Origin of the sequence: Peptoniphilus stercorisuis, from assembly GCF_017874395.1 — a bacterium.
In the GTDB taxonomy this organism is placed as follows: domain Bacteria; phylum Bacillota; class Clostridia; order Tissierellales; family Peptoniphilaceae; genus Anaerosphaera; species Anaerosphaera stercorisuis.
This window is the reverse complement of sequence record NZ_JAGGLJ010000014.1, coordinates 30,133-45,500: the sequence shown is the minus strand read 5'-3', so window position 1 is coordinate 45,500 and position 15,368 is coordinate 30,133. Positions and strand designations below refer to the sequence as shown.

The window sequence follows — 15,368 nt, the reverse complement described above, 5'->3', positions numbered from 1 at the left end:
ACATGTTTTCCCATAAAAAAATAACACCTCCAAAGTTTTCTAAATTAAGTATATTATACTTTTTATTTAGTGTGTACTCTAGAGGTATTATAATCTAGGACCTCTTTTATTTTTTCATCTTTTCTTTTAAATCAAGAGTTGCATATACACATCGTCCAGCAACTCCCATTAAATTAAAATCATTTGATATTTCTACAACATCTTCATTAAAACTTTCCTCTTGAAACCAAACATATTTAATATCTTTTTTATCTACTTCTTCTAAATATTTTTTAGTTAAGTTAGGATTTACTACAAAATTTACAACATCTATATCATCATCTATTTCAAGAAGTGAATGATAAATTTTTTCACCTTCTATTTCATCATAATTTTTATTTACAGGATATACATTATATCCATTTCTAAGTAATATCTTCCAAATTTTATAGCTTATCTTATCAGGATTATTGCTTACACCTATTACTGCCCAATTTTTAAGACTTAACAACTTATCTTCATTATTCATAAAACCACCTCATTTAGTATTTTAAATGTACCCTGTCATTATTTCTTAAATCAAATTAGTGAAAATAAAATGTAAAGGACTTTAGTGCATCTACTATAAAAATTATTCCAACTAAAACATTAAAATTAGATTTTTGAATAAATAAAAGCATAATTGCAAGTCCAAAAACTAATATATTAATAAATAAATTTAAATAATAAGCTCTCCCCTTATATTCATAAAAAACTGATAAATTAAAATCAAAAATAGAAACCATTATAAACCAAATAGCAGTTATGTAAATAATTACACTATTTAAAAGTGTTGATTTAGAAATAAGTAATATACCAAATATTATAGATAAAATTCCAAATACAATATACATTATGTCTTGTAGTTTATAATTTTTAATTAATTTTTCATATATTGTAAAAAATAAAATCCCCCTTACTATTACAGCAAGTCCTAAGACTGAAGATATAATATTAAAATTTTTGTGAGAATAACATACTACAATACAACCTAGTATAATCAAAATAATCGAAAGAATTATATTAATAACTTTTATACTTATTTTTTTCAAATATTACTCCCTCCATTAACTATTAAAAAGGGACAATCTAAAGACTATCCCTTTATTTTTTATTTTATTAATCAATTACCTTTATAGATAAGGACCAAATAATTGATGAAATTCCATCAACTATTAAAAGAAGCCCTATTAAAAGCGACATACTTATTGCAACTGAACTTGGATTAAATAATATTGATACTCCTCCTATAATAAGAAAAATATTCAATATTATATTTAAAATATATAAAGCCTTATTATATTTATAAAATACTGAAAAATTAAATCCAAGTATTGAAAGCATAATAAACCAAATTGAAAGTAAATAAGTTATTATTGCTGCAAAAACACTTGGCTTATAAATAAATAATCCACCAAATATAATAAGTAGAATTCCTGCTACAAGTGTTGTTCCTGCTCTAATTGAAAAATATTCTCTCACCTTAAAGAACATTACAATTAGCATAATTCCCTTTATTATTGATGCTACTCCAAGGATTTTAGACATTGCAATAAAAGAATTTGTCGGATTTTTTAAAAAGATTATGCCTGTTATTGTTAAAATAATACCAAGTATAATTGTCGAAATTTTAATATTTTTAACATTCATAAATATCCTTCTTTTATATAACATCTCTTGTATTTAAAAATATACCCTATTAACCTCTCATAAATCTTTATGTAAAATTTAATCTTTAAAATCTAAGAATTTGTTAAGTTTTTGATTTTTCTTTGAAATTCTTTAAATACTCGGGTATATTAATATTGATTTGAGGTGAAGACATGAAAAATAAAATATTTTTAATTTTTACTATGATAAGTTTACTTTTAGTTTCAGCATGCTCTAATACTAATAATACAAATAATCCAACAATTAATGATGCTAATATGGCTAAAGATCAACTAGAAGATCAATATGAAAGCCTTGGATTTAATCAATTTGATTTTTCTGCAACAGCACTTGATTCAATAGAATACAATAAAAAATACTTCGAAAATTCTAAAGTTACAATGATTAATTTTTGGGGAACATTTTGTGCACCTTGTATAAGAGAGATGCCTGAACTACAAGAACTATCAACAGAATATGGAAAAGAAGATTTTCAAATTTTAGGAGTTATAGTAGATACTTTTGAGGGAACTGATACAAATTTAGACAATGCCCGTGCGATTATTGAAAAACTAGGTGTTACTTACTTAAATATAATACCTAATGAAAATTTATATGAAAATTATCTTAAAAATGTTCAAGCAGTTCCAACTACAATTTTTGTAGATAAGGAAGGTAATTTAATAGGAAATATCGTATCTGGATCAAAGGATAAAGAATATTTCAAAGAAATTATTGATACTTTAATATCTGAACAATAAAAAAAGACCATATAATATGGTCTTTTTAATTTGCTTTTAATCTTTTATATCTTTCTATATTTTCATCACTTAAAAAATCATAGGCATTATTTATTTCTTGGAATTTTTCAGTAGCTCCTTCATCTTTATTTAAGTCTGGATGATATTTTTTTGCCATTTTTTTGTAGGCAAGTTTTATTTCATATTTATCAGCACTTGCACTTACACCAAGTTTATTACAAGCCTCTTCATATTGTGATTCAAAAGATGCTCCTCTAGGAGAACCTTGATATCCTCTTTGTTGAGAACCTCCATAATTTTGGCCATTTTGTGAATAATATCCACCTTGATTTGCATTTCTAAAAAATTCTTCAAAGTCCGAAAAGTCTCCAAAGCTCCAATAAGTTCCTGAGCCTCTATTTTGCTCTTCATATCTCTTTTTCCACTCTTCTTCTCTTCTTTTTCTCTCTTCTGCTTCTTTTCTAAGTCTTTCTGCTTCTTGATCTTTTTTGTATTTTTCGCCATAGTCCTTAATATTTTCATAAGATGCTTTTCTACCTAATAGATAATTATCAGCCTTATCATAAAAATACTCTGTTGCCATATAGTGAATATACTTTAAATAAGATACTGCAATTTTTCCAATAATTGGTATTATTATTGAAAGTGATAATACAGTAACGATAAAAGGATTTCTAAGTATAGGTCCTAAAATAAATGGATTTACTAAAAAAAGTATAATTAAACATCCACCCATTGAAACAATATATCCAAATAATTGTCTTACTGATGAAAATACACTTACTAGCAAATCTACTATGAAAATTACACCTCTTAAAACATAATCTATAATTGTACCTATAAATTTATTTAAGTATCCAAGGAATTTATTCATTTTCTCTCCTTATATATCTTTCAAGTTCTTCTTCATCTTTAATTTCTAATCCACGTTCTCCTGATAAGTACTCTAAATGATGAGTGAATTCATGATATAAAGTATGTTTTATTAATTCTTTAAATTCATCACCTGGTTTATCCCAATACATTTCCATAAAAGAACCATAATACATTATTATACTATTTCCAAGCATATCTCTTTTATATGCTCCCAAACAAATTATATCATCTTTTTTTGACATTGGATGATACATTACTTCCTCTTCTATAATTACCCCACCATTTAAACTTTGAAAAAGTTCCTCTGGTATTTCACTACATAATTCTTCTAAAATCTCTTCAAATTCATCAATTCTATCTATAAACATATTTACCACCTATAAATAAAAAAGCAGCTCTAGCTGCTTAAATATCTAACCCTAACCTTTTCATTTCCCCTTTTAATGTTGGTAAAATCCTTGGTAATAATAAAGGAAGTACTATTAATTTTATTACAAGATTCATCACTTGAAGTGGCACTCTTGAAATAAGTTTAACTATAAAAGGGTTTTTTGTCATTATCGATACCCAAAGTGTATTCATAAGCGCATTTGGAATCAAAGTAACAAGTACTGATGCAATTACTATGTCTTTAATTTTTAGATCATCTTTATGAAGAAAATATCCATAAATAAAACCTGTTACAGCAGCTGTTAATGTAAAACCTGGAAAAAATCCAAACTTACCAAAAAGTCCATTTCCAATAATATCAGAAACTACTCCTGCAAGTGCTGCAAACCAAGGGCCAAACAATGCTCCCATAGTTGCTGTAACTATAAAGGTAAAGCTAAATTTTTTATCAATAAATTCAACTGACAAAAATCTAGATGCAATAATTTCAAGCGCAACAAAAAGCGCCAACATAACTAATCTTTTCGTACTTTGTTTTGTATTCAATTTTATTCTCCTTCTATGCATACAATCAACTTTAAGAAGGATTGTAGCGGATGCGGCAATAGTATCGTGATTTCTCTTCGTCCAAAGACAACACCCCATTCTTTGGCACTTAACGCACTAAGCCTACTCTAAATTTATAACGTTTTTCAAGTAATAATTATATCATAGTTTTATTTCTTGTAAATGATATTACTCCTTAAAAATTTTTACACTAGAAAATCTATCATCAAAAAATTCCTCAGCTGATTTATAAAAAGCTATTCTATAATCACTTGTATAATACTTCACTTTTTGTCTATTAGAAGCTAAATGTCTTAAATCATCTTTTAAATAATCTCCTACATCTTCTAATATAAAATCTTCTAATGAATATACTTTTAAGTTTTTATTATAATTTAAAAAATAATCTTTAAATAATAATAAATTGCTGTCAAAAAGTATTACTTCTTTTTTATCTTTTATATACTCAGAGATAAGTTTCGTAATAATATAATAATTTTTATCTCCATCAGTAGCTAGATTAATAAGCATTTGAGCATCTACTTTATCAATATTAAAACCCAGTCTTTTTTCTAAAAGATTTAAGCTTAATTTTGAACCAAGGACTAATGAATTTTTATAATTTAATTTTTCAATAGATCTATTTATTCCATCTATTATCTTAATATCTTCCTCTTTTAAGGACATACTTATTGCAGGATTTGTAATAACTAAAAGTTTTAAATCTTCTTTGGATATATTTTCAAAAGAATTTTTTGCAAGTTTTTCTGATGATAATTTTTTTAGTCCATAGGGATATTCCTTTAGATCTGCAAAATATATGAAATTTTCATTTGTATATATTTCTTTTAAGGAATTTAGTACTTTAATTCCTCCAATGGAATCATCTAAAATCCCTATCTTTTTAAAATTCATCTTCTCCTCCTACTGTATAAGTTTTATAAGTTTTAGGATATATATTCTTAAAATAATTATAAGCCTTATTTAAATCTTTTTCACTATCAAAAAGTCCAAATACCGTTGCTCCTGATCCACTCATTAATGAAACCGAATTAAATTTTTCCATTTTATTTTTTATTTCAAAAATTTCTTTATGATTAATAAATACAGACTCTTCCATTTTATTATATAAAAGTGATTTTAATTTTTCTGCACATTTATACTTTAAATTTTTAGAAATTTCTACAGTTTTTATCTTCTTTTCACTTAATACTAGATTTTCATAGACTTCTTTTGTAGAAATTCCATATCCAGGATTTACTATTAAAACTAATACATTAGAAAAATCATCAAGTTCTTCTAACTCTTCTCCAATTCCCTTTGCAAGCATAGTTTTTCCTGAAATCATATAGGGAAAGTCAGCTCCTAATTTAAGGGAGATTTTCATTAATTCATCTTTAGTTAAATTTAAATTATAAATTTTATTTAGAGCCTTCATCGTTGTAGCTCCATTACCAGTTCCACCAGCTAGACCTGCTGCTACTGGAATATTTTTTTTGACATTTATTTTAATTGGAAGATCTCTTTTTGTATAATCGCATAATAATTTCCAAGATTTATATATTAAATTATCTTCTAATTTTCCAACTTCTTCATCTATATTTAATACTAAACCACTATGTATTTTTTCAAACTCCATAATATCGTGAAGTTCAATTTTTTGCATTATAGTTTCTATATTGTGATATCCATCTTCTCTTTTTGACAAAACATCTAAAGACAGATTAATTTTTCCATAAGATTTAAGCTTCATATTACACCTCAAACTTATTATAGCATAGTTTAAAACACTAAAAAAAGAGAGCTTATGCTCTCTTAGATAAAATTAAGATATTTTCTTTTTTAAGTCCTGGAAGTTCACGTCGTCATCTAATATTGTAACTTTTACTGTTTTAGTAAGTACATCAGAGTAAGTAAAAGTTGCTGTTGTAATTTCTGATCCGTTTTTCACATCTACCTTAAATAAGCTTGGGTATACTTCTTTTAAGATTCCATATCTAGTTACGAATTTTTTTCTACCTCTATTAGCTTTGAGGATAACTTTCTTTCCTAAATGTTGTTGCAGTTCATTTTTAATAATTTCCATTTGGTTCATATTATTTATCCCTTCCATCTACTACATAATAAAAGCTATCTTCAATATTATACTATTTTTTATAAGAAAAGTCAAATAAACTTATATAGTTTACTATCAAAAAATCAATTTGTCAACCGATTATAAAATTTTTTATATACTTATTTCTTATACTAATGATACAACTATTTGAAATAAAAAAAATAACTAAGAATTAACTTAGTTATCTTATTTTTAAAGCCTGTCTTATTCTTCTATCAGAATCTCTTTTTGCAATAGTTTCTCTTTTATCATAGAGTTTTTTACCCTTTGCAACAGCAAGTTCTACCTTTACCATTCCTCTAGTTAAATAAAGTTTTAATGGAACTAGTGTATATCCCTTTAAAGATACTTCTTTTTCTAGTCTTCTAATTTCACTTTTATTAAGAAGTAATTTTCTAGATCTCAGTGGATCTACATTATATATATTTCCCTGTTCATAGGGGCTAATATGCATATTTTCTATAAAAACTTCTCCATCTCTTATTTCTGCATAGGCATCTGATATATTTGCCTTTCCTTTTCTAAGTGATTTTACCTCTGTACCCTTTAGGACAATACCTGTTTCCATTGTATCTTCTATAAAAAAGTCATGTCTTGCTTTTCTATTTGTTGCAAGTGCGTTATTATCCGTTTTTTTTGCCATTTAATCACCTACAAATTCAAAATCAATAGTTCCCTTCGTAACATTTGTATTTACAACTCTTATATTTACTCTATCACCCATATGATAAATTTTATTTGTGTCTCTTCCTACTGCTGTATATTCATCTTCATTAAATTCAAAATAATCATCCATAGAATTATATCCAATTAAACCTTCTATAGTATTTTCAAGTTGAACAAATATTCCAAAACTTGTAATACTTGAGATTATTCCTTCATATTCTTCGCCAATTCTATCTTTCATATATTCAGCCATCTTTATAGATTCAACAGTTCTTTCTGCTTCTTGAGCAAGTTTTTCTGTTTTTGAAACATGATCTGCAATATTTGGCAGTTCCGATTCTAAATAGTCAACTTTTCTATCATTTAGTTTTGAATGTATTATATCTTTTATTATTCTGTGAATTGTAAGATCTGCATATCTTCTAATTGGAGATGTAAAGTGTGAATAATATTTTGAAGCAAGTCCAAAATGTATATCTTGTTCTGCAGAATATTTCGCCTTTCTAAGACTTCTTAAAACAAGTGTTGATACAAATAGTTCTTCTTCTTTTCCCTTTACTTCATCTATTAGAGATTGAACATCTCTTGAATTCATATTTTGTGTATTTAATTTATATCCAAGATGTCTAATAGTTTTATTTAAGCTATTAATTCTCTCTTCTTCAGGCTCTTCATGAATTCTATATAAAAATGGAACTTCCATCCAAAAATGTTGCTCTGAAACAACTTCATTACATAAAATCATAAATTCTTCAATTAACCTGTTGGCAACTCTTCTTTCTTCCTTTAAAATATTCACAGGATGACCAGATTCATCAACAATTATCTTAGCCTCTGGAAAATCAAAGTCAATAGATCCTCTTGCTTGTCTTTTCTTACTTAAAATTTCTGCAAGTTCTGCCATATTAGTAAGTTCTTCTTCAAGACCTTCAATACTTTTATCCTTAGCTTTATTTTCTATAAAATCTGATACATTGTCATAAATAAGTCTTCTATGAGAATTAATAACAGACTCTACAATAGAATTATTTACAACACTTCCATTTTTATTTACTTCCATAAAGACAGATAGTGTAAGTCTATCTACACCTTCATTTAAAGAACATATACCATTTGAAAGTTCTTTAGGTAGCATTGGTATTACCTTATCTACTAGATAGACAGAATTACCTCTTTTATAGGCTTCTTTGTCAAGTTCATCCTTTTCCTTTACATAATGCGAAACATCTGCAATATGAACTCCTAAATAGAAATTGCCATTTTCTAATATTTCAATAGAAACAGCATCATCAAAGTCCTTAGAGTCTGCTCCATCAATTGTAAAAGTTTTAAGATCTCTTAAATCTGCTCTATGTTCTAACATTTTTTTAGTAACTTCTTGAGGAATTTTTTTAGCTTCACTAATTGTTTTTTTAGTAAAGGACATAGGTAGATTATAAGTTGCTGCAACTGATAATATCTCTACTCCCTTTTCGCCAGGAAATCCCAATATTTCTAAAATTTGTCCTTCAGGTTTTTTGTCTTTTTTAGGCCATTTGTCAATTTTTACTAAAACTTTTTGCCCATTTTTTGCATTTTTCATAAACTTCTTAGGAATGAAAATATCATAGGCAATTTTACTTTCATCTGGAACTACAAATCCAAAATTTCTTTGATCTTGTAATGTTCCAACAATTTTTTCATTTTTTCTTTCAATAATAGCAATTACTTCACCTTCATCACTATTTCCAGAAGATTTATCAAGTAATTTTCCTACTACTGTATCTCCATTCATTGCAGAATTCATATGATCAGCAGATATAAAAATATCTCCATCTTCTTGTAATAAAAATCCAAAGCCTCTTTCGTTACCTTGGATTTTTCCTGTTACAAAATTTTCTCCATCAATTACAAAATATTTACTACTTTGTTTATCTAAGAAAATTTCACCTTCTTCTTGAAGTTCTTCAATTAATTTATAGAAGGATTTTTTTTCTTTATTTTTGATTTCAAATAATTTTGCAATTTGCTCTTTACTCATAGGTTCACTATTTTTAAGAACATCTAAAATTTTTTCTTTTATCATTATAACTTAGCTCCATAAGTAGTCTTTTTTAATAAATCCGAATTATAGGAATATATATTATTAGACTTTTGTTCATATCTTACCTTAGAAAGTTCAATAAGCTTTGTTATTAATTCATCAAATTTAATTCCACTTGCTTCCCAAAGATAAAAAGCTATTGAACCAGGAAGAGTGTTAATTTCGTTCACATATACTTTGTCGCCATCTAGTAGAAAATCTACTCTAGCATCTCCCATTGCATCTATTGCTCTAAAAGATTTCTTAGCAAGAGATTGTATTTCTTCTCTAATATTATCAGGAAGATCTGCTGGTAAATTTTTCTTTTGATTTTTCATTCCAGTTCCCTTAGAATTTTTTCCACCGCTTATATATTTATCTTCATAGCTTAAGAATTCTTTCCAACCAACTGGTTCTTCACATTCTGAAGCTATTAGATCATCTTCATATCCAAGAACTGCAACATTTATCTCACGAGGATCCTCAACTGCTTTTTCTACTAGAACTTTTCTGTCATAGTTAAGTGCAATTTCTACTGCATTTATAAATGAATCTCTATCCTTTGCTTTAGATATACCCACAGATGATCCTAAATTTGCAGGTTTTACAAATAGTGAATATCCAAGCTCTTCTGCACGTTTTATAATCTCTTCTTTATTCTTCCATTCATTCTTATAGAAGTAGAAATATTCAGTTACTGGAATACCTTCAGTTTTGAATATTTTTTTCATAGTAACTTTGTCCATTCCAACAGATGCAGACATAACTCCACATCCAACATAGGCAATATCCATAAGTTCAAATAATCCTTGAATACAACCATCTTCACCATAAGTTCCATGAAGAGCTGGAAATATAACATCTATATTTGCAAATACCTTTACATCTTTTGATTCCTTTGAAAATAATCCAGTCTTTTCCTTTGTAACTGTATATAAATTATGATCCTTTGCATTTGGTTTAAAAAATACTTCAACAGCATCTTTAAAATCATTGCGTTTATATACAGAAAAATCTTTAAGAGCATCTCCTGATAAAAACTTTCCTTCTTTTGTTATATATAAAGGAATTGGATTATATTTAGATTTATCCATATTTTCAATAATTTGCATTCCAGTTATAACTGAAACTTCATGTTCAACACTTCGTCCTCCAAATACAACTGCTATATTTTCCATTAAAACCTCTCCTTATTCTTCACTATATGTGTCAGGTAAGTCATTTTCAAATAATACTACATCTCCAGATCTTGTAATACTACCAAGAACTTCAGTTGCTTCATTTAATGAATTTACTACAAAAGTATTATCTATATTATAAGATGCATCTTTAAGTCCTTTCATTATAGGCTCTGTACGTTTTTTGCCTACAAGAATTACATAATCACAAACTTTTGCAATTTCTTTACCTATTTTATAATTTTCGTCTTCTTCCATATCTCCAAGCTCAACCATTCCAGGAGTTATTATTATTTTTCTGCCATTTTTAAATTCATCTATAACACTTAGTGCCGCTCTAAATCCAACAGGATTAGAATTAAAAGCATCATCAATTACAATTACACCAGTTCCAGAATCAACAATATTAAGTCTATGTTCTACTGGCTCTACTTTTTCAATTCCAGAAGCTAAAGATTTAAGATCCATTCCAAGAACATATCCTGCACTTGCAGCTGCAAGAAGATTTGAAATATTGTGTTTTCCTAGAAGTTTAGTAGAACATTTAACTTCTCCAAGTTCTTTTATTACTAAAGTAAATTCTGAACCTTTTTCTGAAACTTCAATATCCTTTGCATATACATCTAGTTTTTCAATATCTTCCATACCATATCTAATAGTTTTTTTCTCAGTCTTATCAGCAAGAACTTTTACATATTCATTGTCATAATTAAATATTGCAATACCATCTTCTGGTAAATCTTCAATAAGTTCATATTTTGTATTCATTATATTTTCAATTGTCTTAAACATATGCATATGAGTAGGTCCAATTGCTGTAATAATTCCAATATCAGGCTGAACAAGTTGCGCAACCTCATCTATTTCACCCTTCATTTTAGCACCAAGCTCTGCTAAAAATACCTCATGACTTTCATTTAAATCATTATTAATAACCTTTGAAAGTCCCATTGGAGTATTATATGAAGATGGAGTGTTCTTTACATTTAAACTCTCAGATAAAATTGTATCTGCAATAAATTTTGTAGATGTCTTACCAAAAGATCCTGTAATTCCAAGTACTTTTAAATTATTATTTTCTTTTAAATTTTTGATTTTTCCTTGAGCTTCTACAAAAAATCCCATATTGATTTTTTCTTCTCTTGGAACTGAAATTTTATTTGAAATAAGAATTACTCTATATTCAAAATAATATAAAATCAAACAAAGAATAACTAATACAATTGTTGAATAATAACTTTTAGTATTTGCATAAATTATATCTGTAATCATAATAAATCCTACTAAAAAAGCTAAATTCACATGATCATGTATTTTAAAAAGTCTCTTAGCACGATCAGTCCAAACAAGTGGAGTCTTCTCTTCTGTTTTTTTATATACAAACTTACTTACCTTAGATTTGTTGTTTTTAATCCAAGTTTTATAATCTTCATTGTTATACCCTTCAAGTTGTAACATATGAAGAGGATAATTACTTCGTATTACTGAAAAATAATAAGAAGTAGCAACTATTACAAACTCAATAATTAATAAAATTACCATATTATCTCCTAATCTAAAAATGAATTTATTACAGCAGAAAAAGTGCCATAATCATCAATATAACTAAAATGTCCAGCTTTTTCAAAAACAACAAGTCCTGAATTTTTTATTTTACTCTCAAAAACTTTTGCCATATATACTGGAGTTGCATCATCAAGCTCTCCCCAAACTAAGAGAGTTTCTGCATCAATATCCTTAAAACATTCTTCAGTTGATTCATTTACTACCTTTACAAAGGTTTCTCTCATAACACCTTGTGAAGCCTGATAATCATCAGATCCAAACTTCTCATAAAACTTTTTAATACCATCTGTATTATTATTCCAGAAGAAAAGCTTTGTATATAAAAACCTTAAAAATTTAAAAATATAAACTTTAAAATAATAAGAAAAAGTTCTCTTTGGAATAACTCCTGATGCATCAATAAGTACAAGTTTTTCAACCTTATCTTTATTTTTAGCCGCAAAAATACTTAGAGTTTTTCCACCAAAGGAATGCCCTATAAAAGTAGCTTTTCCAATATTTTTCTTTTCTAAAAACTCCTCTAAATAAAGTTCATAATCCCAAGTTGACAAAGCACTTTTAGGCTCATCACTATCTCCAAATCCTGGAGCATCATAGGCATAAATTTTATATCCCTTTGGAATTGAATTTACAATTGGCATAATAGACTCTATATTTGCTCCCCATCCATGTAGAACAACTAAAGGCCTTCCTCCTTCATCTCCAAGTTCAATATATTTTATATTAGTACCTAGAAGATTTATATCTTTTTTTTCCATTTTTCCTCCAACTACTTTAGTTCATTATCATCTATATATATAGTATCATCTTTATTTTCATTGTATTCTGATATTTTATTTATATATCCTGTATAATAGTCATCAGATTCCTTAGAATATGAAGTAAAGTCATCAGTTTTAGTTTTTAGTGCCTCTATTTTTGCAATAGACATATCTATTTCTTTTAGATAATTACTAATTGGTGTGTCTTCACTATCACCTAGTCTTTTGTGAATTTCATAATACTCTTTTCCTATTTTTCTATACAAATCATTTAATTTCTTTTCTTCCTTTGCTAATTCCAATTTTATCTTAGCTTGTTTTTTTATTTCTTTTGAATTTTCAGAAATTTTTGCAGATGCAATTTTTAAATTATCTTTTAAATCAGAAATATTATCTTGAAGCTCATCAAATAAACTCATCTTTTCACCTCTAATCTATGCTATTATACCAAAAAAACACCGAACTTTAAATGTTTAGATAAATACCCTCAGGGTAAAATTATTATATATAGGAGGTTATTATGGCAAATTTAAATTTATATATTGGAACATATTGTCCATTTTGTAGAAAAGTAGAAAACTTTATAGAAGACAACAATATTAGTGGTGTTAATTATATTAATATTGATAAAGATAAAGAAGCACGTGAGCACTTAGTAGAAGTTGGTGGCAAAAAACAAGTACCTTGTTTATTTGTAGATGAAAAGCCAATGTATGAGTCTATGGATATTATTAATTATCTAAAAGAAAATTATCTATAATAAAAAGACCTAAGAAAAAACTTAGGTCTTTTTTTATTTTCTTATTTACACTATTGGCAATAATTTAACTGCTAAGCTAAAGTAAATCATTAAAACAACAGTATCTATTATAGTTGTTATAAGTGCTGATGCCATAATAGCAGGGTCAATATTCACCTTTTTCGCAAAAAGTGGAAGTGCCGCACCTAAAAACTTAGACAGTACAACTGTTATAAACATTGTAAATGAAACTAAAAATGCAATTTTTAATTGTACCTTTGTAATAAATACTATTCTTAAAAAGTTTACAAAGGACAAAATTCCACCAGCAATTATTCCAACTGTCATCTCTTTTACCATTACTTTTAAACTATCAGAAAGTCCAATCTCTCCAGTTGCAAGTGCACGAATAACAGTAGTTGATGATTGTGAACCAGAGTTTCCACCAGTATCTGTCATCATTGGTATAAATGTAGATAGTATTAAGTATTGTGCAATAATATAATTATATCTATCTATAATTCCACCAGTAAGAGTAGCTGAAATCATAAGAACTAAAAGCCATGGAAGTCTATTTTTTGCAAGTTGCCAAGGAGTTTGATCTAAATACTCATCCTCAGAAGGTGCAATAGCTGCCATCTTATGAAAGTCCTCTGTTGCCTCAGATTCAACAACATCCATAATATCATCAAAAGTAATAATACCACAAAGTCTATACTCTCCATCAACTACAGGTAGAGCAATATATCCATATCTTACAAATTTATCTGCAACTTCCTCTTGGTCCTCTAAAGTGTTTACACTTATTACATCTTCAACCATTATATCTTTAATAAGCTTGCTTTCATCTGAAACTACTAAAGTTCTTAAAGATACAAATCCTATTAACATTTTATATTCATTTTCTACATAACAAGTATAAATAGTTTCCTTATCCATACCTATTTGTTTTATATGTTCTAAAGCATCCTTAACATTCATTTCAGGTTTTAAGACTACATATTCAATAGTCATTATAGAACCTGCAGAATCCTCAGGATATCTTAAAAATTCATTTATAAGTTTTCTTTCATTAGCTGGAGTATTACCTAAAACTTTTGTTACAACATTTGCAGGCATTTCCTCCAAAACATCAATCATATCATCAAAATCAAGTTCATCTATAATTGAAGTAAGCTCAGTATCTGTAATAGAATTTATAATTCTAAGTTGATCATATCTTTCCATATAAGAAAAGACTTCAGCACTCATTTCCTTTGGAAGCATTCGAAATACCAAGAGCATCTCTTTATCATCCATGTCCTCTATTATTTCTGCAATATCTACTACATTTAATTCGCTAATTGTCGTTTTAAGTTCTTTTAAATTTTTTGTATCAATTAGTTCTTTAAAATACTCTCTATATCCCTTATATTCTTGATATTCCATACACTCACCTCTTCTTAATAATAACATATATACATATCTATTTAAAATCTTTAGTTTTTATATTTAAATAAATAATTACTCCACTATACTAAGATATCATCTTTAATAACTTTTATAAATACAGATTTCACAAATATGTCTTTATAAATAAAAAATAACACTAATTTTTAGTGTTATTTTTATTTATTTCATCTTCAATTATATCCTTAACAAGATCTTTTGATATCTCTGCACCATTTTTAAATTTTTGCCCTAAATCTTTTAAGTCAATTTCTACATTTAATTTACCATCTTTTAATTTAAATGATTTTTTCTTTAATTCATTTTTTATATCATCATCTTCTAAAACTTTTTTTACAGCTTCTTTTATTTCTTTTTTAGTAAATTCATCTTTTATTTCAAAATATCCATTTTCTTCTAGGATTTTATTTAAAAATTCATCAGTTTTATCTTCACTATTATCTATTTTCATTTCTTCAGCCTTTTGATTTTCTAAAGCAAGTTTTTCCTCTTGTCTTGCATTATATCTATCATAAGCTAAAAACCCAACAGCTATTAAAAGCGCCACTATTAATATATCTTTTATCTTCATTTTTTCCCCTATTTTAGTA

19 protein-coding genes and 1 riboswitch are annotated in these 15,368 nt (G+C 27.0%); of the genes, 2 read left to right on the top strand and 17 right to left on the bottom strand.

What is annotated here, in order from left to right:
- Positions 1-106 precede the first annotated feature (106 nt).
- From J2Z71_RS07230 to J2Z71_RS07220, 3 genes are all read right to left on the bottom strand, one after another.
- Positions 107-508: a CoA-binding protein gene (locus J2Z71_RS07230; RefSeq protein ID WP_210061609.1), complete on the bottom strand. Its 402-nt coding sequence runs from the start codon at positions 506-508 to the stop codon at positions 107-109.
- A 55-nt stretch (positions 509-563) separates the two neighbouring features.
- Positions 564-1,070, bottom strand: a complete 507-nt coding sequence (locus tag J2Z71_RS07225) for a DUF308 domain-containing protein (protein WP_210061607.1) — start codon at positions 1,068-1,070, stop codon at positions 564-566.
- Between the two features lie 67 nt (positions 1,071-1,137).
- Complete coding sequence (locus J2Z71_RS07220) at positions 1,138-1,668, bottom strand: DUF308 domain-containing protein (protein WP_210061605.1); 531 nt, start codon at positions 1,666-1,668, stop codon at positions 1,138-1,140.
- Positions 1,669-1,841: 173 nt separating this feature from the next.
- Here J2Z71_RS07220 and J2Z71_RS07215 point away from each other — a divergent pair, with 173 nt between their 5' ends.
- Positions 1,842-2,429 carry a TlpA family protein disulfide reductase gene (locus J2Z71_RS07215; RefSeq protein WP_210061603.1) on the top strand — a complete coding sequence of 196 codons (588 nt, stop codon included), beginning with the start codon at positions 1,842-1,844 and terminating at the stop codon, positions 2,427-2,429.
- Positions 2,430-2,454: 25 nt separating this feature from the next.
- Here the strand turns inward: J2Z71_RS07215 and J2Z71_RS07210 are convergent, their stop codons facing one another.
- The 12 genes from J2Z71_RS07210 to J2Z71_RS07155 form a co-directional block, all read right to left on the bottom strand.
- Positions 2,455-3,303 (bottom strand): DnaJ domain-containing protein, encoded by an 849-nt coding sequence (locus J2Z71_RS07210; protein WP_210061602.1) that lies wholly within the window; start codon positions 3,301-3,303, stop codon positions 2,455-2,457.
- Entirely contained in the window at positions 3,296-3,673 is a 378-nt protein-coding gene (locus J2Z71_RS07205) for a metallopeptidase family protein (RefSeq protein ID WP_210061594.1), read from the bottom strand. The genes J2Z71_RS07210 and J2Z71_RS07205 overlap by 8 nt, the downstream gene beginning before the upstream one ends.
- Positions 3,674-3,710: 37 nt before the next feature.
- Positions 3,711-4,241, bottom strand: a complete 531-nt coding sequence (locus tag J2Z71_RS07200; protein ID WP_210061592.1) for a folate family ECF transporter S component — start codon at positions 4,239-4,241, stop codon at positions 3,711-3,713.
- A gap of 42 nt (positions 4,242-4,283) precedes the next feature.
- A riboswitch (THF riboswitch) is annotated at positions 4,284-4,374 on the bottom strand.
- A 56-nt stretch (positions 4,375-4,430) separates the two neighbouring features.
- Complete coding sequence (locus J2Z71_RS07195) at positions 4,431-5,156, bottom strand: hypothetical protein (RefSeq protein WP_210061590.1); 726 nt, start codon at positions 5,154-5,156, stop codon at positions 4,431-4,433.
- A complete protein-coding gene (gene ispE, locus J2Z71_RS07190; RefSeq protein ID WP_210061588.1) occupies positions 5,146-5,994 on the bottom strand; it encodes a 4-(cytidine 5'-diphospho)-2-C-methyl-D-erythritol kinase in 849 nt (282 codons plus the stop codon). The genes J2Z71_RS07195 and ispE overlap by 11 nt, the downstream gene beginning before the upstream one ends.
- A gap of 72 nt (positions 5,995-6,066) precedes the next feature.
- Positions 6,067-6,336: a Veg family protein gene (locus J2Z71_RS07185; protein WP_210061585.1), complete on the bottom strand. Its 270-nt coding sequence runs from the start codon at positions 6,334-6,336 to the stop codon at positions 6,067-6,069.
- A 202-nt stretch (positions 6,337-6,538) separates the two neighbouring features.
- The gene (gene smpB, locus J2Z71_RS07180) at positions 6,539-7,000 is read right to left on the bottom strand and encodes an SsrA-binding protein SmpB (RefSeq protein WP_210061584.1); all 462 of its coding nucleotides are present in this window, start codon (positions 6,998-7,000) and stop codon (positions 6,539-6,541) included.
- On the bottom strand, positions 7,001-9,088 hold the full coding sequence (gene rnr / locus J2Z71_RS07175; protein ID WP_210061575.1) for a ribonuclease R: 2,088 nt from the start codon (positions 9,086-9,088) through the stop codon (positions 7,001-7,003).
- Complete coding sequence (locus J2Z71_RS07170; protein WP_210061566.1) at positions 9,088-10,263, bottom strand: D-alanine--D-alanine ligase family protein; 1,176 nt, start codon at positions 10,261-10,263, stop codon at positions 9,088-9,090. The genes rnr and J2Z71_RS07170 overlap by 1 nt, the downstream gene beginning before the upstream one ends.
- A gap of 12 nt (positions 10,264-10,275) precedes the next feature.
- Entirely contained in the window at positions 10,276-11,805 is a 1,530-nt protein-coding gene (locus J2Z71_RS07165) for a UDP-N-acetylmuramoyl-tripeptide--D-alanyl-D-alanine ligase (RefSeq protein ID WP_210061564.1), read from the bottom strand.
- 8 nt (positions 11,806-11,813) lie between these two features.
- Positions 11,814-12,587: an alpha/beta fold hydrolase gene (locus tag J2Z71_RS07160; protein ID WP_210061562.1), complete on the bottom strand. Its 774-nt coding sequence runs from the start codon at positions 12,585-12,587 to the stop codon at positions 11,814-11,816.
- A gap of 11 nt (positions 12,588-12,598) precedes the next feature.
- Complete coding sequence (locus J2Z71_RS07155) at positions 12,599-13,009, bottom strand: hypothetical protein (RefSeq protein ID WP_210061560.1); 411 nt, start codon at positions 13,007-13,009, stop codon at positions 12,599-12,601.
- 101 nt (positions 13,010-13,110) lie between these two features.
- On the opposite strand from J2Z71_RS07155, the gene J2Z71_RS07150 reads away from it, so the two are divergent.
- Positions 13,111-13,350 (top strand): glutaredoxin family protein, encoded by a 240-nt coding sequence (locus J2Z71_RS07150; protein ID WP_210061558.1) that lies wholly within the window; start codon positions 13,111-13,113, stop codon positions 13,348-13,350.
- 45 nt (positions 13,351-13,395) lie between these two features.
- Here the strand turns inward: J2Z71_RS07150 and mgtE are convergent, their stop codons facing one another.
- Both mgtE and J2Z71_RS07140 read right to left on the bottom strand, forming a co-directional pair.
- A complete protein-coding gene (gene mgtE / locus J2Z71_RS07145) occupies positions 13,396-14,757 on the bottom strand; it encodes a magnesium transporter (RefSeq protein ID WP_210061556.1) in 1,362 nt (453 codons plus the stop codon).
- A 160-nt stretch (positions 14,758-14,917) separates the two neighbouring features.
- Positions 14,918-15,349: a hypothetical protein gene (locus tag J2Z71_RS07140; RefSeq protein ID WP_210061554.1), complete on the bottom strand. Its 432-nt coding sequence runs from the start codon at positions 15,347-15,349 to the stop codon at positions 14,918-14,920.
- Between the last annotated feature and the right edge of the window lie 19 nt (positions 15,350-15,368).